Origin of the sequence: Streptomyces sp. NPDC058678, from assembly GCF_042714835.1 — a bacterium.
Taxonomy (GTDB): domain Bacteria; phylum Actinomycetota; class Actinomycetes; order Streptomycetales; family Streptomycetaceae; genus Streptomyces.
In genome coordinates this window covers 516,026-529,062 of record NZ_JBHXSG010000001.1, presented here as the reverse complement: position 1 = coordinate 529,062, position 13,037 = coordinate 516,026, and the positions used below count along the sequence as shown (strand labels likewise).

Below are 13,037 nucleotides of genomic sequence, written 5' to 3'. Positions count from 1 at the left end.
CGTCGTGCATCGACCCGAAACGACCCAATCCGCCGTTGCCATACGGGTGTTTGCCCTGTTGACACTGACGTGGATGCTCGTGGGCGCGCCGGCCGAGGTGGCCGTGGCCGACGCCTGCGCCTCAGCCTCGACGGGGCCGGGCGGCACGCAGGCGGTCGCGGTCGCCGGCAGCCTCACCTGGCCGACTCCCCCGGCCTGCCCCCCGCCGCCCCCGCCGCCACCGCCTCCGCCGCCCTGCCCGACACCCACGCCCACCCCGACACCGACACCCACGCCCACGCCTACGCCCACGCCGACCCCGACTCCGGAACCGCCCCCACCTCCGCCGCCGACACCGCGCCCCACACCGACGCCCGAGCCGCCTCCGCCGCCGGCCCCGCAGCCGACGCCGCCCCGTCCGCAGCCGACGCCGACGCCCACGCCGCCCTCACCGCCACCGCCGTCCCCCACCCCGACGCCGTCGGCGAAGCCCACCCCGCGCCCCTCCGTCACCCCGGTGACGTATCCGCGCTACAAGGCACACCCCCGCAGTCGGCCGGCCCACGGCGCCACGTCGCCGGTCACCTACGTCCTGCTCATCACCGCACCCGCGGTGATCGCCGTCGCCGCGCTGCGGCCGCGCTAGTGCTGATCCTGGAGGCACCCCTTGCCGGAATGGCTTGTTCTCACCCTCGCGATGCTGGCCGCCTGCGTCGTGGTGGTCGTCATCACCCTCCTACGACACCGCAGGGCGCCCGAGGACGAGGACCCCAACGAGACGCCGGACGTCATCGAGTACATGACGATGTGGATCGGCGTGGTGTACGCCATCGTCCTGGGCCTGGCCATCGCCGGTGTCTGGGAGGCGCGCAGCGCGGCGCAGGACCACGTCCAGGCGGAGGCACAGGCGCTGCACGAGATCTCGGAGCGGGTCAGGGTCTACCCGGCCGACATCCGTGACCGCATTCGGGGCGATGTCAACGCCTATGTCGGACACGTCGTCACCACCGAGTGGAAGACGATGGCCGACACCGGGCAGGTCACCGAGCGGGGCACCGAGCTTCTGAAGCAGGTCCGCGTGGACGTCACCGACTACCAGCCGAGGACCGACTTCGAGGCCCAGGCCTACCAACCGGTCCTCGACCAGATGGCCACCGCCGACCAGGCACGCAACGCCCGGGCGGACTCGGCGGCGCCCACCATGCCGGGCGTGGTGTGGTTCGGCCTCATCGGCGGTGGTGCGGCCACCATCGGGATGATCTTCGCGCTGCAGATCCGGCGCACGCCACGGGAACTGATCCTCGCCGGGCTGTTCTCCGCACTGATCGCCTTCCTGCTCTTCCTGATCTGGGACTTCGACGCCCCGTACAGCCGCGGCATCTCGGCGTCGGCCGACCCGTTCCTGAGTCTCTTCCCGGGCCTCAAGGACTGACGGCGCGGCACCGGAACGGCCGCCCGCAGGTCCTCACCACGGGGGCGGCCCGGGGGACGCCCGCCACACCGCCGGTGTCCCCCGGTCGCAGGAACACGGTCCCCCGTGCGGCCTACCCGCTTGCCCCATTCGCGCGACAGCGATCGCGCGGACGCATGCACGTTCCTAGCGTTTCGGTCATCGAGGTGCATTTCTGGCGCAAGCGGCAAAGGTCCGCGGCTGCTCCTCGGGGATCCGGAGGACCAACCATGCGCGCGATACGCGTCGCTTCGGCGGCACTGCTTGGCGTGAGCGCCCTGACGCTGACCGCCTGCGTCGCCCAGGCGAGCGCCGAGACCTCCGGCTTCCGGGTCTCCGTCCAGCCCACGACCGTCGCGGCCGGCGGACAGGTGACCCTGCGCGCGACCGGCTGCGGCCAGGCCGTGTTCGTCTCCTCCGGCGTCTTCGACGACCTCACCATCGGCCGGGGCCGGACCTCGGCCACCGCCATGGTCGACCGGGACGCCACACCGGGCGCCGTCCACGAGGTGACGTTCCACTGCGGCACCTTCTGGCAGAACGAGAGCCTCACCATCGCCGACGACCGCGCGGCCCCCTCGACACCGGTGCCGGTGCATCCGAACCGGGGCGTGCACGCCGGTGAGGGTGGCACCTTCGCCGGCTTCGACCTCGAGGAGATCGGCCTGGGGTTGGCGCTCGTCGCCGGGTCGGTCGGGGCGGCGTACCACTTCTCCCGTCGCCGCACCGGCGGCGACGACGCCTGACCGCACCGCCCACGCACAGGTCTTCGCCCCGGAACCCTGAAGGGACCGGGGCGAAGACCTGTGCACGTGCGATCCGTCGTCTCCGAAGGGGGGAGGTCAGGTTCGGCGTCCCGGCCGTCAGATCCGCTTCTCGGACCGGCGGCGCATCCAGAACACCCCTCCGCCGACGACGGCCACGGCCAGGAGCCCGCCACCGATGGCGACGTCGGCCGGGGTCGCGCCGGTGGAGCTGCTGCCGCCGACACCGCCCTGGACGCCGCCGATGACGGTGAAGGCGGCCGGGTTCGTCAGGATGCGGCCGTTGCAGTTGACCGTGATGCTGTGCGAACCCGGACGCGCGTTGGGGTTGACCGTCGTGGTGCCCTTCGCCGTCTGGTTGGCGCCGTGGATCGGCGTCAGCGGTGTGCTCGGGAACGCGTCCGAGGTCATGGTGCCGCCGGTGGGGCAGTTGTCGACAGTGACGGTCAGCTGCCCACCGCGGGCGATGACACTGGGCAGGGCGACGATGTTGGTCGGGCTGACGCCCATGCCGTCCCGAGCAACGGCCGCGGGGGCGGCGAGCCCGAGAGCGGCGATCGCGGCGCCGGTGACCGCCAGGGCACGAGTAGTACGCATGTGATCCTCCGCGGAAGGCACCCCGGGAACCGTCCCCGGTCGATCGGCGAGAAAGCGCCTCCCAGACAGACCCTCAGATGCCTTGCGGCGCGCCGCATTTCGGGAATGCTCCGTTCTGGTGAGAGGACACGCCGAAGGAAAAGCACACAATCGGATATCACCGCAGGTCACGGGCCGTCAGAAAATTCCTGCGGGCGGCAACTCGGATGGCGCACCGGGGGCGGCGCGGGCCACCCGTTCGCATCCGCCCCGTCGCCGGTTGCCCTCGTGAGACTTAGCGTTCTCCTATGCGCGAATGACGTGGCGACGGCCGCGTCGAGAGGGGAAGTCGAATGTCTGCGTCCGAACTGGCCGAGCTGGCCGAAGAGGAGGAGCGGCGGAAGAAGCGCGCTCCTTGGGGCGTGATAGCGCTTGTTCTGCTGACCGGCCTCGCGCTCATTCGCAACGGTTCGGGGGAGTTCGACATGGGGCCGCCGCAGCCCGCCTCGGCGGCCGCGGCGGACACCCGTCTGCCCGGCGGCACCTTCGCCCTCGCCGAGCCCCTGCCGTACTCCCTTCCCGACCGGGTCAGGCTCCCGGCGATCAACGTCGACGCACCGGTCATCCCGGTCGGCCTGGACATGGACGGCTGGGTCGCCGCACCGCCGCCGGAGGACCCGAACCTGGCCGGCTGGTTCACCGGTGCGGTCTCCCCGGGCGAGAAGGGCACCGCGGTCGTCGTCGGCCATGTCGACAACAATCAGGGCCCCGCCGTGTTCTACGGACTGGGAGCCCTGAAGCAGGGCAATCGCGTCGAGATCACGCGCAAGGACGGAAAGACGGCCGTGTTCGAGATCTACGGCGTCGAGGTCTTCGAGAAGAACAACTTCCCCGGCGACCGTGTCTACGGTTCCAAGGGCCACCCCGAACTGCGGGTCATCACCTGTGGGGGCGGTTTCTCCCAGCAGGACGGTTACGCGGGGAACGTCGTCGCCTTCGCCCGCATGGTCGAGGTCCGCTGAGCGTTCCCCGACCCGGCGGGCGGTGTGTTCCGGTTATGCGTACTGCCGTCGCGGGACGGTGATGTGATAGCCGGAGTCGAGGAGTCGCGGGAGATAGTCGCGCAGCGCCCGGACACTCTGGGTGCGGTCGCCCCCGGCGTCGTGCGAGAGCACCACGACGCCGGGGGCGGCGCCGTTCTCGACCCGTCCGACGATGGTCCGGGTGCCGGGGGTGGTCCAGTCGAGGGTGTCGACGGTCCAGGCCAGTGGTTCCATGCCGAGTTCGGCGCCGAGTTGGAAGGCGGCGCGGTTCCAGGCTCCGTAGGGAGCGCGGAACCACACGGGCCGCTCGCCGTACGCCTCCTCGATCACCTCGCAGGTGCGTTCCATCTCCGAGCGGATCCGCCCCCGGGTCAGGCGGGTCAGCAGCGGGTGGGACCAGGTGTGGTTGCCGACGACGTGTCCCTCGTCGGCCATGCGGGCCAGCAGGTCCCGGTGGTCGGCGGCCATCTCCCCGCACACGAAGAACATCGCGCGGACGTCGTACTCCGCCAGGGTGTCCAGGATGTCGGGGGTGTAGCGGGGGTCGGGCCCGTCGTCGAAGGTCAGCACCATGGAGCGGCCGCGCCCGGACATGCGCAGGAGCGGCTCGCGCCGTACGAGGGGCCGGGCGGGTACGGCCCGGGGCGGGCCGTACCCGGTCAGGGGCTGGAGACGGTAGGCGGAGGCTTTGAGCGCGCGGCCGGGTGGAGGGCCGGCGGCAAAGGTGCCGGGACGGGCCGGGGCCTCGCCCCCGCTCACCGCCAGGACACCGGCCGTACCGGCCGCACCGGCCGCACCCAGAGCGGCGGCACCGGCGATCAACAGGCGGCGCCGGTCGAGCAACTGATCCTTCTGCATGACTCATCAGTCGCCCGCACCGGGTCAGACGCACCCCAGCAACACCGTTACGGCGGCACGAATCCACCCACTCGGCCCATGGCACGGGGCCGTCTGCGGCACACGCGCCGTCCTCCGACGGAAGGACCCTCGACACGAGGGCGCACCGGAACCCCGGCCCCACCGCACACAACGTCTGGCGGGGTGTCATGGAAATTGACCGTGGCGGCCGTCGGTGCGCAGCCGGTCGAGCGTGCGGCACCGGATGCGGACCTGTTCGGGCGGGTCCGCATCCGGTTCGCCGGGCCTGGCCTCGTCCCCTCCGTCGAGGCCGAGCGCCGAGAGCGACGGCAGGCCTTTCGCGGTGGCCGGCCGGTGCCCGGCCTTCGGGTGCCCCTTTCCCCAGGGTTCGTGCAACGAAGTTGCGCGGACGGAGCCTCCGTAGCGGATGGAGCGCGGGTGCCAGGTGGGCCGGTACTTGGCGTCGGAGCGGTCCGGCGCCGATGCGGGCGCCCTCCTCGAAGGCGAGCGGAAGACGGCGAAGTTGAGGGAGACCCGGCGCGGTGACGGCGCATCAGGTCGAGCGAGATGCCCACCGCGCCCCTGGGCGTGAAGGAGAGCAGGGCGAGCAGGTGGCCGTCTCGTCGTCCAGGGATGCTGCGAGGAGACAGTCGCCGTCGGCCCGGTCGCCGAGGCGGTCGAGGGCCATGGAGAAGCCGCCTCCGGTACCGGGCGAGGGCGGGACCTGCGGTTTCCGATAGCCTCGAAGCCGTGACGGAACAGCAGCACTCGCAGGGGTTCGAGCGGGGCACGGACGGCCCCAGGGTCATCGTGGTCGGCGTCGACGGTTCCGATTCCTCGCTCCGCGCCGCGGCGTACGCCGGTGGCCTGGCCAGGCGACAGCACGCGCTGCTCGCGGTCGTCTACGTGCAGCCGGTGCTCGCGGCGGGCGCGGCGCTCGGGGCGCCGGTCACCGACACGACCGACGAGATCGCCGAGGACCTGGTGGCGCAGATCCGGGACGCGGCCGAGCACAGCAAGGGGATATTCGACGTGCGCTGGGAGTTCCACACCTTCCGCGGCGACCCCTACAACGGCCTGGTGAAGGCGGCGGACGACCTCAAGGCGGACGCGGTGGTGGTGGGCGCCTCCGAGCAGGCCGGCCACCGGATCATCGGCTCGGTGGCGGTACGGCTGGTGAAGGCGGGGCGGTGGCCGGTGACGGTGGTGCCGTGACCGGCCGGCGCCTCTCGGTGCGGATCAGCGGTGCTCGGGCCTCTTCAGCGGCGCCACGTGGCGGGACTCAACGCGGACCGGGTGCGTCACCCATGGTCAGAGGGTGCCGAGGAAGTCGAGAAGGATCTCGTTGAAGACCTCCGGCTTCTCCAGGTTCGGGTAGTGGCCGACGCCCTCGATGGTCCGGGAGCGGCCGTCACGGACGGTGTCGGCGAGCCGCTGAGCCGCGTCGATCAAGTCGGCGGGTTCGAGGCCGCCGTTGACGGTGAGCACCGGAACGTCGATCTTCGGCAGGCGGGACCACGAGTCGGTCACCCGCACGAGCCAGTCCTTCTCGTCGGGCGTGTGCTTCGAGATCGAGTTGAGGGCCATCTCCCGCAACCGGCGCGGAATCTCCGGGTCGATCTCGTCGGCGCTCCGATGCTCACCCGGCACGACACGAAGGAAGGCCGTGAGCCAGCCCTCGATGTCACCGGCGCCGAGCGTGCGCGCGTACTCGGCCTGGATCTCGCGGTGCCAGGGATCCGTGTACTGGAAGTCGCCGGTCGCGGCACCGCAGGTGACGACCGCGCGGACGAGCTCCGGATGCTCCAGCACCGTGTCGGTGGCGATGACCCCGCCCATCGACAGGCCGACGAGGACCGCGGGGCCCGCGTCGAGGTGGCGCAGCAGAGCGGCGAGGTCGTCGGCCCAGCGGAACGGCCTGGTCGCGTTGGCGGAGGATCCGTGGCCGCGCACGTCCGGGGCGATCACGCGGTGTCCGGCGGCGAGGGCCGCGATCTGGTCGTCCCAGAACCGGTGGTCGACGTACCCCGCGTGGAGCAGGACCACGAGATCCCCCGAGCCGGCGTCGAGGTAGGCCAGGTCGCCGTCGGCAGAGGGGAAGAAGCGAAGCTCCGAAGCAGCATTCATGACAACCAAGGTGTCATCCTCGGGCGGGTTTTGGCAACCAAGGTGTCATGATGGCCGTATGAACGACACCGGTACACCCCTGGCGCCCGACGAACTCGGGCACCGCCTGACCGAGGTGTTCGACCTCGTGGGTCCGCTCTACCGGCGCGCCGCGCACAAGGTGGAGCAGGCCGAACCGATCGAGGGGGCATCCGCCGGCGTGCGCGCCGTGCTGAACCTGCTGCGTCAGAACGGGGCCATGACGGTGCCCCAGATGAGCAGGGCACAGGCCCTGAGCCGACAGTTCGTGCAGCGCATGGTCAACGAGGCGGCCTCCCGCGGCTGGGTGGAGATCACGCCCAACCCCGCGCACCAGCGGTCCTCGCTGATCCGGCTCACCGAGGCGGGGCAGGCCACCATCGTCGCCGTCCTGGCACGGGAACACACCCTCAACCGGCGGGTGGGCGGCGATCTGACCGACGCGGAAGTCCGGGCCTGCGTGCGGGTACTGACCGAGATGGTGCGCACCTTCGACCACGTCGACGTGGACTGAGCAAGGGCTACTTCCCCATCACCAGCCCGTCCTCCGCCGCACCCCGGCTCAGGACGACGTCCCGGATGCGGTCGCGCACGCCCCGCACGTCGGCGCCCCGGGCGAGCGCCTCGTTGAGGTTCAGCACCCGGCCCGCGTCGACGTCGAACACCTGCGGCACGAACTCGGCCCTGGTCACCCGCCAGCGCTCCCCGGGCCGGGCGGGCGGGGCGAAGGTGAAGCGGCCGAGGGTGGACTGGTTGCCGCGCGGATCCTGGGCGCCCTGGTGGTTGAACATCTCGCCGGCGATCTGGTCACCCATGCCGTAGATCACCCAGGTGCCGTTGACCTTCTCGTACGCCTGCGGGACGTGGGCGTGGGTGCCGAGGATCAGGTCGATGTCGGGGCGGCCGCCGGCGCCGGCGGCGGTGAGCGAGCGGGCCAGGGTCAGTTGCCGCTCGTCGGGGGTGTCCTGCCATTCGGTGCCCCAGTGCAGGGACACGACGACCACGTCGGCACCGGCCTTCCGGGCCGCCCTCGCGTCCGCGACGATCTTGTTCTCGTCGATCAGGTTGACGGCCCAGGGCTGCCCCTGCGGCAGCGGAAAGCCGTTCGTGTCGTACGTGTAGGCGAGATGCGCGACCCTCGCGGGGCCCGCGCGCAGCATCGTGACCGTGCGCGCCTCGGCATCGGTGCGCGCCGAACCGGCGTGCCGTACTCCGGCCCGGTCGAGGGCGTCCAGAGTCCGGCGGATGCCGTCGGCCCCGTCGTCGAGGCTGTGGTTGGAGGCGGTGGAGCAGCCGTCGTAGCCGGTGGCGGCGAGGGCCGGCGCCACTTCGGGCGGGGACTTGAAGGCGGGATAGCCGGTGTAGTTGCCGTTCTCGCCGTAGACGGTCTCCATGTGACACAGCGCCAGATCGGCGCGGGAGACGACGGGTTCCACCCCGGCGAGCATCGGACGGAAGTCGTAGCCGGTGCCGCCCGCGTCGAAGCGGGCGCGGTCGATGATGGAGCTGTGCGGAAGGACGTCGCCGGAGGCGACGAGCGTGAAGCCCTTGTCGTTGGCCGGCGCGGGACGTCCCGGCCGGGTGGGCCCGTCCTGGCCCTGGGCCTGACAGGCGGCGCCCGCGGCGAGGAGGGCCGTGAGGGCCAGGGCCACCTGCCGTCTGCGTGCAATCATCGGCTCACCCCACTGTGATCATTTTTACGCACAAATAGGTACGACCCTGACGGCGACCGCAAACAACCTTCCCGCCCTCTTTAGCCCGTCCGGATCGCGCGGACGGCCGGATGCGGACCGTTCGTCGAACCGTTCGCCGACGCGATCGACCGTCCGCCGCAGACCTGTGCGCCCGCCCTGTCCAGAAACGGCCCCCTGTTGTGCCATGCAGCCATGACGGCCGGAACCACTCTCACGAACGGGACGACCGCCGAGCACGAGCTCGCCGCACTGCAGCGCGAGCACGGCCGGCCCCTCTTCGCGCTCCTGCTCCGGCTCTGCGACGGCGACCGGCAGCGCGCCGAGGACCTCGTCCAGGAAACCCTCGTACGCGCCTGGCAGCACCCCGAGGCCCTGCGCGCCGACGACTTCGCATCCGTACGGCCCTGGCTGCTGACCGTGGGCAGGCGGCTCGCCATAGACGCGCGGCGGGCCCGGCAGGCGCGGCCCGCGGAGGTCGGCGACGCGATCCTGGAGAACGCCCGGGTGTGCGGCGACCACGCCGAGCGTGCGGCCGCCGCCCTCGATGTGCGCGAGGCTGTGAAGACACTCACTCCGGAGCACCGTGAAGTCCTGGTGCTGGTGTATTTCCAAGGGGCGAGTGTGGCGGAGGCCGCGGAAAGCCTCGGCATTCCTCCCGGTACCGTGAAGTCCCGCGCGTACTACGCGCTGCGCGCCCTGCGCCGGGTGCTGCCCGGATACGCGGCCGACCTGCGATGAAACCCATGACTGAGTCAAGCCTCCGTAAAGCGCCTTGCCTCTGACCCCGGTTGAGTAATCGGCTGTCCTCATCCGTGTTCCGCACTGGGGCCCGGCAACGGGCGACGCGCACGCACCGGAGGAAGGCAGGAAGGAATGCTGCACAGAGGTCAAGAGAGCACGGACGGCGCCGGCGGCGGCGAACTGACCGTCCCCATGGCGTGGTTGTACGCCGAGTACATCGCCGACGAACTGCTGCGGTCCGGGGAGTTGATGCCACCGACGTCGTTCGAGTTCCGCGCCGGGCGGGACGCCCTGGCACTGACCATCTTCCTGTCCGACACCGACGGTGAACTGTCCGGCATCCAGGTCGTCTCCCAGCTGGAGAACTGGCTGTCGCTGACGGCGTACGACCAGCCGTGGCAGGACTGGGTGAGCGAGCGGATGACCGCGCTCATTGCTGCCGAAGCCACCGCCGACGGCCCTTCCCCCGACCTGGACCTGGCCCGGGCGGCCTGGCGCTGGCTGGAGGAGACCGAGCTGCTGGCGCCCGATCTGAACGCCGTGCCGGGCGGTGCTCCGGTGATCGGCGAGGACGAAGGGCCCAAGGTATGGACGCCGGCCTGGCAGCTCGGGTTGCCTCTGGGACACCTCGCGATCCATCTTTTTTAGATTCGTTCGACCCGGACCAATCCATGGGTCCCGCCGCTCCGAATCGTTGGTTGCGATTCTGTGTGTGTCTTGAGTGATTCGGCGGCCCGGTGCGTACCGGTGGGAGCAAGGAGTAACCCCATCCCCACTCAACGGCACGAGGATTCGTCATGAGGTCCCTGGAGAGGCATCGCGACGTCGGCGCGTACGCGCTCGGCGTGCTGGACGAGGCGGACGCCTTCCGCTTCGAGGACCACCTCATGGAGTGCCCCCGCTGTGCGGCACACGTGACCGAATTCGGGCCCGCGACCCGGCAGTTGATGCTGTACCGGCGCGCGACCCCGCGCGTCGTGCACCCCACGGCGCAGCCCGGCCCCCGGATGCTGGAGCGGCTCCTCGGCGAGGTTGCGGTACGGCAGCGGGGCCGCCGCAGGCGGCTGTGGTTCGCCCTGGCCGCGTCGGTGGTCCTCGCGGTGGCCGGGCCCGGCATCGTGCTGCTGGCGAGCGACAGCAGCGGGGCGGCGGCCGCGCGGGTCACCGCGACCGACGAACGCTCGGGCGTGTGGGCCGAGATCACCACCGAGGACGAGACCTGGGGCAGCCAGGTGGAACTCAAGGTCAAGGACGGCGCCGGCCCCCGTGCCTGCGTCCTCGTCGCCATCGGCCAGGACGGCTCCGAACAGACGATCACCAACTGGAACGTCCCCGACCACGACGCCCGCGCCAACACCATGCGCGGCGGCGCGTCGATGCACCCCGGCCAGATCGCCCGCTACGAGGTGCGGACGACGGACGGAAAGCACCTGGTGACGCTCGAACCCCGCTGACCGGCCCGCACATCGCCTGATTTGCCGCTCGGCGGCCACGGACGGAAACTGGACATACCGACGTGGAGCCACTGGCGAGCCCCCCGCTCCGCGCCGCCCCTGGGAGCACGAGCGAAGGGGCTGAACCGGTGGGCGACCAATTGATGATCCTCCTCTCCGAGGAGGGAGCGGAAGCCGAACGCGTGGCGGAGCTGACCGGCTACCTGCGCGAGGAACTGCTTCAGCTCGACGTGGACGACGTGACGGCCGTTCCCGGGGAGGCGATTCCGCCCGGAGCACGGGCCGTGGACGTCGCCCAGATCGGCTCACTGCTGGTCGCGCTGGGCGGCTCGGCCACCGCCCTGACCCAGGTGGTGACCGTGGTCCGGGGTTGGCTCGGCCGGTGCCACGACGCGCGCCCCTCGCTGCGCCTGCAGTTGGACGACGACGTCCTGGAGGTCTCCAAGGCGACCGACGAGCAGGTCGCCGAGGCCTTCGAGGTCTTCGTGCGGCGCCACGCAACGGCAGGAGCCCCGCCATGACGGAAGCCCGGCACGCGTTGATCATCGCCAACGACCGTTACGACGACCAGGGGCTCAAGCAACTCCGGGCACCCGCGCAGGACGCCGCGGCCCTCGCCGAGGTCCTGCACGATCCCGAGATCGGCGACTTCGAGGTCGAGGTCATCCGCAACGAACCCGCCCACATCACCAACCGGCACCTCCAGGCCTTCTTCAACGACCGCCGACGCGACGACACCCTGCTCCTGCACTTCTCCTGCCACGGACTCAAGAGCGAGTCCGGCGAGCTCTACTTCGCCGCCAAGGACACCGACCCCCGCCTGCTGGACGCCACGGCCGTCCCCGCACACTTCGTGCGCCGGTGCATGTCCCGCACCCGGGCGGGCAGCACCGTCCTCTTCCTCGACTGCTGCTACGGCGGCGCCTTCTCCCGGGGCTCGGGCTCCGTGCGCGCCACCGGCGACGTGAACGTCCTCGAATCCTTCCGGGGCGACAAGCCCCCCGGCGGGCGGGGCAGGGCCGTCATCACCGCGTCCAACTCCATGGAGTACGCCTTCGAAGGACCCGAACTCGCCGAGAACTCCGCGCCGCGGCCGTCGGTGTTCACCCACGCGGTGGTGCAGGGACTGGAGAGCGGCGAGGCCGATCGCGACGGGGACGGCGTCGTCACCCTCGACGAGCTGTACGACTACGTCTACGACCGCGTCCGGGAGGTCAACCCGCACCAGACGCCGAGCAAGGACGTGGAGATGGAGGGGGAGCTGACACTGGCACACAGCCGGCGCGGCCGCATCAAGATCGTCAAGGTTCCCTCACCCCCTTCGCTGACGGCCGCCCTCCACAGCGACAACGCCTTCACCCGGCAGGGCGCCGTCCTGGAGCTGAGATCCCGGCTGCAGAACGAGTCCCTCCCCATCGCCGAAGGAGCTCGTCAGGACCTGGAGGAGATCGCGCGCGACGACATCCGGCAGATCGCCGACCTGGCGTGCGGCGCTCTCCGCGAGGTCCGCCTGGCGCCCTCCCCGGACCGTCTGGACTTCGGCCGGGTGCCGCAGGGCTCGACGCCTCGGCAGCAGTCTCTGACCCTGGGCGGCCCGCCCCTCGCCCGGCACTGCGTGGCCCAGTCCACACAGTCGTGGCTGCGGGTCGAGCCGGTGGCGAACGGGCTGACCGTCCGGCTGGACACGTCCACCGAGGGCCGGCTGTCCGGTGACATCGTGCTGAAGGGGGTTGCCGACGACGTGGTGGTCCACGTGGAGGCGGTGGTGGCACCCGCGCCTGGGCAGGACGTCCCCAAACGTCCGGAGGACCCGCCGCGAGCCGACCGGGACACGGTGATCATCGACACCGGGCAGACCGGCCGCCCTCCCGAGCAGCCACGCCGCGCCCCCCAGGAGCCTGTGGCAGGCCGGACCGCCCCCAGGTCTCCCACGTCGCCGACGTCTCCCAAGTCCCGCTGGGCCCCCGCCCTCGCGGGTACGGCCCTCGCCCTCGCCGTCACCTCGGTGATCACGGTCGTCCTCGCCGCCGTGGGAGCGGCGCAAGCCGTGCGCGACAGGATCGAAGAGGGGCCGGGAGGCGCCATCGCGGACCACGTCGGCGAGTTCGGTGTGGTCAGGTCGCTCACCGTCTGCCTGATCACCGCCGCCGCCGCGCTCGTCCTCGGTGCGTTCGCCCGGCACGACCTCCGTGCGCGGCACGACCGCTACACGACCTCGGCGTCAAGCTGGACAAGCAGCCTCACCTCGCTGGCGAAGGGCCTGGCCGTCCCGGCCCTGATCCTGGGCGCACTCGCGCTGATCACCTACCTCGTGGGCAGCAAGCACTGGTGAC

The 13,037-nt window shown here is 71.3% G+C and carries 15 protein-coding genes and 1 pseudogene; 11 read left to right on the top strand and 5 right to left on the bottom strand.

Going from position 1 to position 13,037, the window contains the following annotated elements:
* Positions 1-496 precede the first annotated feature (496 nt).
* The 3 genes from ACFWWR_RS02245 to ACFWWR_RS02235 all read left to right on the top strand — a co-directional run bounded on the left by ACFWWR_RS02245 (position 497) and on the right by ACFWWR_RS02235 (position 2,175).
* Positions 497-625 carry a hypothetical protein gene (locus ACFWWR_RS02245; RefSeq protein ID WP_383861464.1) on the top strand — a complete coding sequence of 43 codons (129 nt, stop codon included), beginning with the start codon at positions 497-499 and terminating at the stop codon, positions 623-625.
* A gap of 21 nt (positions 626-646) precedes the next feature.
* Positions 647-1,411: a hypothetical protein gene (locus ACFWWR_RS02240; RefSeq protein ID WP_383861461.1), complete on the top strand. Its 765-nt coding sequence runs from the start codon at positions 647-649 to the stop codon at positions 1,409-1,411.
* A gap of 248 nt (positions 1,412-1,659) precedes the next feature.
* Complete coding sequence (locus tag ACFWWR_RS02235) at positions 1,660-2,175, top strand: hypothetical protein (protein ID WP_384301486.1); 516 nt, start codon at positions 1,660-1,662, stop codon at positions 2,173-2,175.
* A 117-nt stretch (positions 2,176-2,292) separates the two neighbouring features.
* Here the strand turns inward: ACFWWR_RS02235 and ACFWWR_RS02230 are convergent, their stop codons facing one another.
* Positions 2,293-2,790, bottom strand: a complete 498-nt coding sequence (locus tag ACFWWR_RS02230; RefSeq protein ID WP_383861455.1) for a hypothetical protein — start codon at positions 2,788-2,790, stop codon at positions 2,293-2,295.
* Positions 2,791-3,122: 332 nt separating this feature from the next.
* Between ACFWWR_RS02230 and ACFWWR_RS02225 the strand changes: the two genes are divergently transcribed.
* Positions 3,123-3,791 (top strand): class F sortase, encoded by a 669-nt coding sequence (locus ACFWWR_RS02225; protein WP_383861452.1) that lies wholly within the window; start codon positions 3,123-3,125, stop codon positions 3,789-3,791.
* Positions 3,792-3,824: 33 nt separating this feature from the next.
* Here the strand turns inward: ACFWWR_RS02225 and ACFWWR_RS02220 are convergent, their stop codons facing one another.
* Together ACFWWR_RS02220 and lysS are read right to left on the bottom strand one after the other, a co-directional pair.
* On the bottom strand, positions 3,825-4,670 hold the full coding sequence (locus tag ACFWWR_RS02220; RefSeq protein WP_384301484.1) for a polysaccharide deacetylase family protein: 846 nt from the start codon (positions 4,668-4,670) through the stop codon (positions 3,825-3,827).
* A gap of 207 nt (positions 4,671-4,877) precedes the next feature.
* Positions 4,878-5,376: pseudogene (lysS, locus tag ACFWWR_RS02215) on the bottom strand (lysine--tRNA ligase); the annotation flags it as partial.
* Positions 5,377-5,420: 44 nt separating this feature from the next.
* Here lysS and ACFWWR_RS02210 point away from each other — a divergent pair.
* Positions 5,421-5,885 carry a universal stress protein gene (locus tag ACFWWR_RS02210; protein ID WP_383861446.1) on the top strand — a complete coding sequence of 155 codons (465 nt, stop codon included), beginning with the start codon at positions 5,421-5,423 and terminating at the stop codon, positions 5,883-5,885.
* A gap of 96 nt (positions 5,886-5,981) precedes the next feature.
* Here the strand turns inward: ACFWWR_RS02210 and ACFWWR_RS02205 are convergent, their stop codons facing one another.
* Positions 5,982-6,797: an alpha/beta fold hydrolase gene (locus ACFWWR_RS02205; protein WP_383861444.1), complete on the bottom strand. Its 816-nt coding sequence runs from the start codon at positions 6,795-6,797 to the stop codon at positions 5,982-5,984.
* 58 nt (positions 6,798-6,855) lie between these two features.
* Between ACFWWR_RS02205 and ACFWWR_RS02200 the strand changes: the two genes are divergently transcribed.
* Positions 6,856-7,329 carry a MarR family winged helix-turn-helix transcriptional regulator gene (locus tag ACFWWR_RS02200; protein ID WP_384301482.1) on the top strand — a complete coding sequence of 158 codons (474 nt, stop codon included), beginning with the start codon at positions 6,856-6,858 and terminating at the stop codon, positions 7,327-7,329.
* Positions 7,330-7,336: 7 nt separating this feature from the next.
* Here the strand turns inward: ACFWWR_RS02200 and ACFWWR_RS02195 are convergent, their stop codons facing one another.
* Positions 7,337-8,488 (bottom strand): CapA family protein, encoded by a 1,152-nt coding sequence (locus ACFWWR_RS02195; protein WP_383861438.1) that lies wholly within the window; start codon positions 8,486-8,488, stop codon positions 7,337-7,339.
* Positions 8,489-8,701: 213 nt separating this feature from the next.
* Here ACFWWR_RS02195 and ACFWWR_RS02190 point away from each other — a divergent pair, with 213 nt between their 5' ends.
* From ACFWWR_RS02190 to ACFWWR_RS02170, 5 genes are all read left to right on the top strand, one after another.
* Entirely contained in the window at positions 8,702-9,247 is a 546-nt protein-coding gene (locus tag ACFWWR_RS02190; RefSeq protein ID WP_383861435.1) for a sigma-70 family RNA polymerase sigma factor, read from the top strand.
* Between the two features lie 135 nt (positions 9,248-9,382).
* Complete coding sequence (locus ACFWWR_RS02185; RefSeq protein ID WP_383861432.1) at positions 9,383-9,898, top strand: hypothetical protein; 516 nt, start codon at positions 9,383-9,385, stop codon at positions 9,896-9,898.
* A gap of 149 nt (positions 9,899-10,047) precedes the next feature.
* Positions 10,048-10,704 carry a zf-HC2 domain-containing protein gene (locus ACFWWR_RS02180; RefSeq protein ID WP_383861429.1) on the top strand — a complete coding sequence of 219 codons (657 nt, stop codon included), beginning with the start codon at positions 10,048-10,050 and terminating at the stop codon, positions 10,702-10,704.
* A 128-nt stretch (positions 10,705-10,832) separates the two neighbouring features.
* Entirely contained in the window at positions 10,833-11,225 is a 393-nt protein-coding gene (locus tag ACFWWR_RS02175) for a hypothetical protein (protein WP_383861426.1), read from the top strand.
* A complete protein-coding gene (locus tag ACFWWR_RS02170) occupies positions 11,222-13,036 on the top strand; it encodes a caspase domain-containing protein (protein WP_383861423.1) in 1,815 nt (604 codons plus the stop codon). Before ACFWWR_RS02175 ends, ACFWWR_RS02170 begins: the two co-directional genes overlap by 4 nt.
* Position 13,037 lies beyond the last annotated feature (1 nt).

Bases quoted from the DNA above. Each gene is read 5' to 3' on its own strand.
- ACFWWR_RS02235 (WP_384301486.1), top strand. From the start codon at position 1,660: ATGCGCGCGATACGCGTCGCTTCGGCGGCACTGCTTGGCGTGAGCGCC.
- ACFWWR_RS02230 (WP_383861455.1), bottom strand. From the start codon at position 2,790: ATGCGTACTACTCGTGCCCTGGCGGTCACCGGCGCCGCGATCGCCGCT.
- ACFWWR_RS02225 (WP_383861452.1), top strand. From the start codon at position 3,123: ATGTCTGCGTCCGAACTGGCCGAGCTGGCCGAAGAGGAGGAGCGGCGG.
- ACFWWR_RS02220 (WP_384301484.1), bottom strand. From the start codon at position 4,670: ATGCAGAAGGATCAGTTGCTCGACCGGCGCCGCCTGTTGATCGCCGGT.
- ACFWWR_RS02205 (WP_383861444.1), bottom strand. From the start codon at position 6,797: ATGAATGCTGCTTCGGAGCTTCGCTTCTTCCCCTCTGCCGACGGCGAC.
- ACFWWR_RS02200 (WP_384301482.1), top strand. From the start codon at position 6,856: ATGAACGACACCGGTACACCCCTGGCGCCCGACGAACTCGGGCACCGC.
- ACFWWR_RS02195 (WP_383861438.1), bottom strand. From the start codon at position 8,488: ATGATTGCACGCAGACGGCAGGTGGCCCTGGCCCTCACGGCCCTCCTC.
- ACFWWR_RS02190 (WP_383861435.1), top strand. From the start codon at position 8,702: ATGACGGCCGGAACCACTCTCACGAACGGGACGACCGCCGAGCACGAG.
- ACFWWR_RS02185 (WP_383861432.1), top strand. From the start codon at position 9,383: ATGCTGCACAGAGGTCAAGAGAGCACGGACGGCGCCGGCGGCGGCGAA.
- ACFWWR_RS02180 (WP_383861429.1), top strand. From the start codon at position 10,048: ATGAGGTCCCTGGAGAGGCATCGCGACGTCGGCGCGTACGCGCTCGGC.
- ACFWWR_RS02170 (WP_383861423.1), top strand. From the start codon at position 11,222: ATGACGGAAGCCCGGCACGCGTTGATCATCGCCAACGACCGTTACGAC.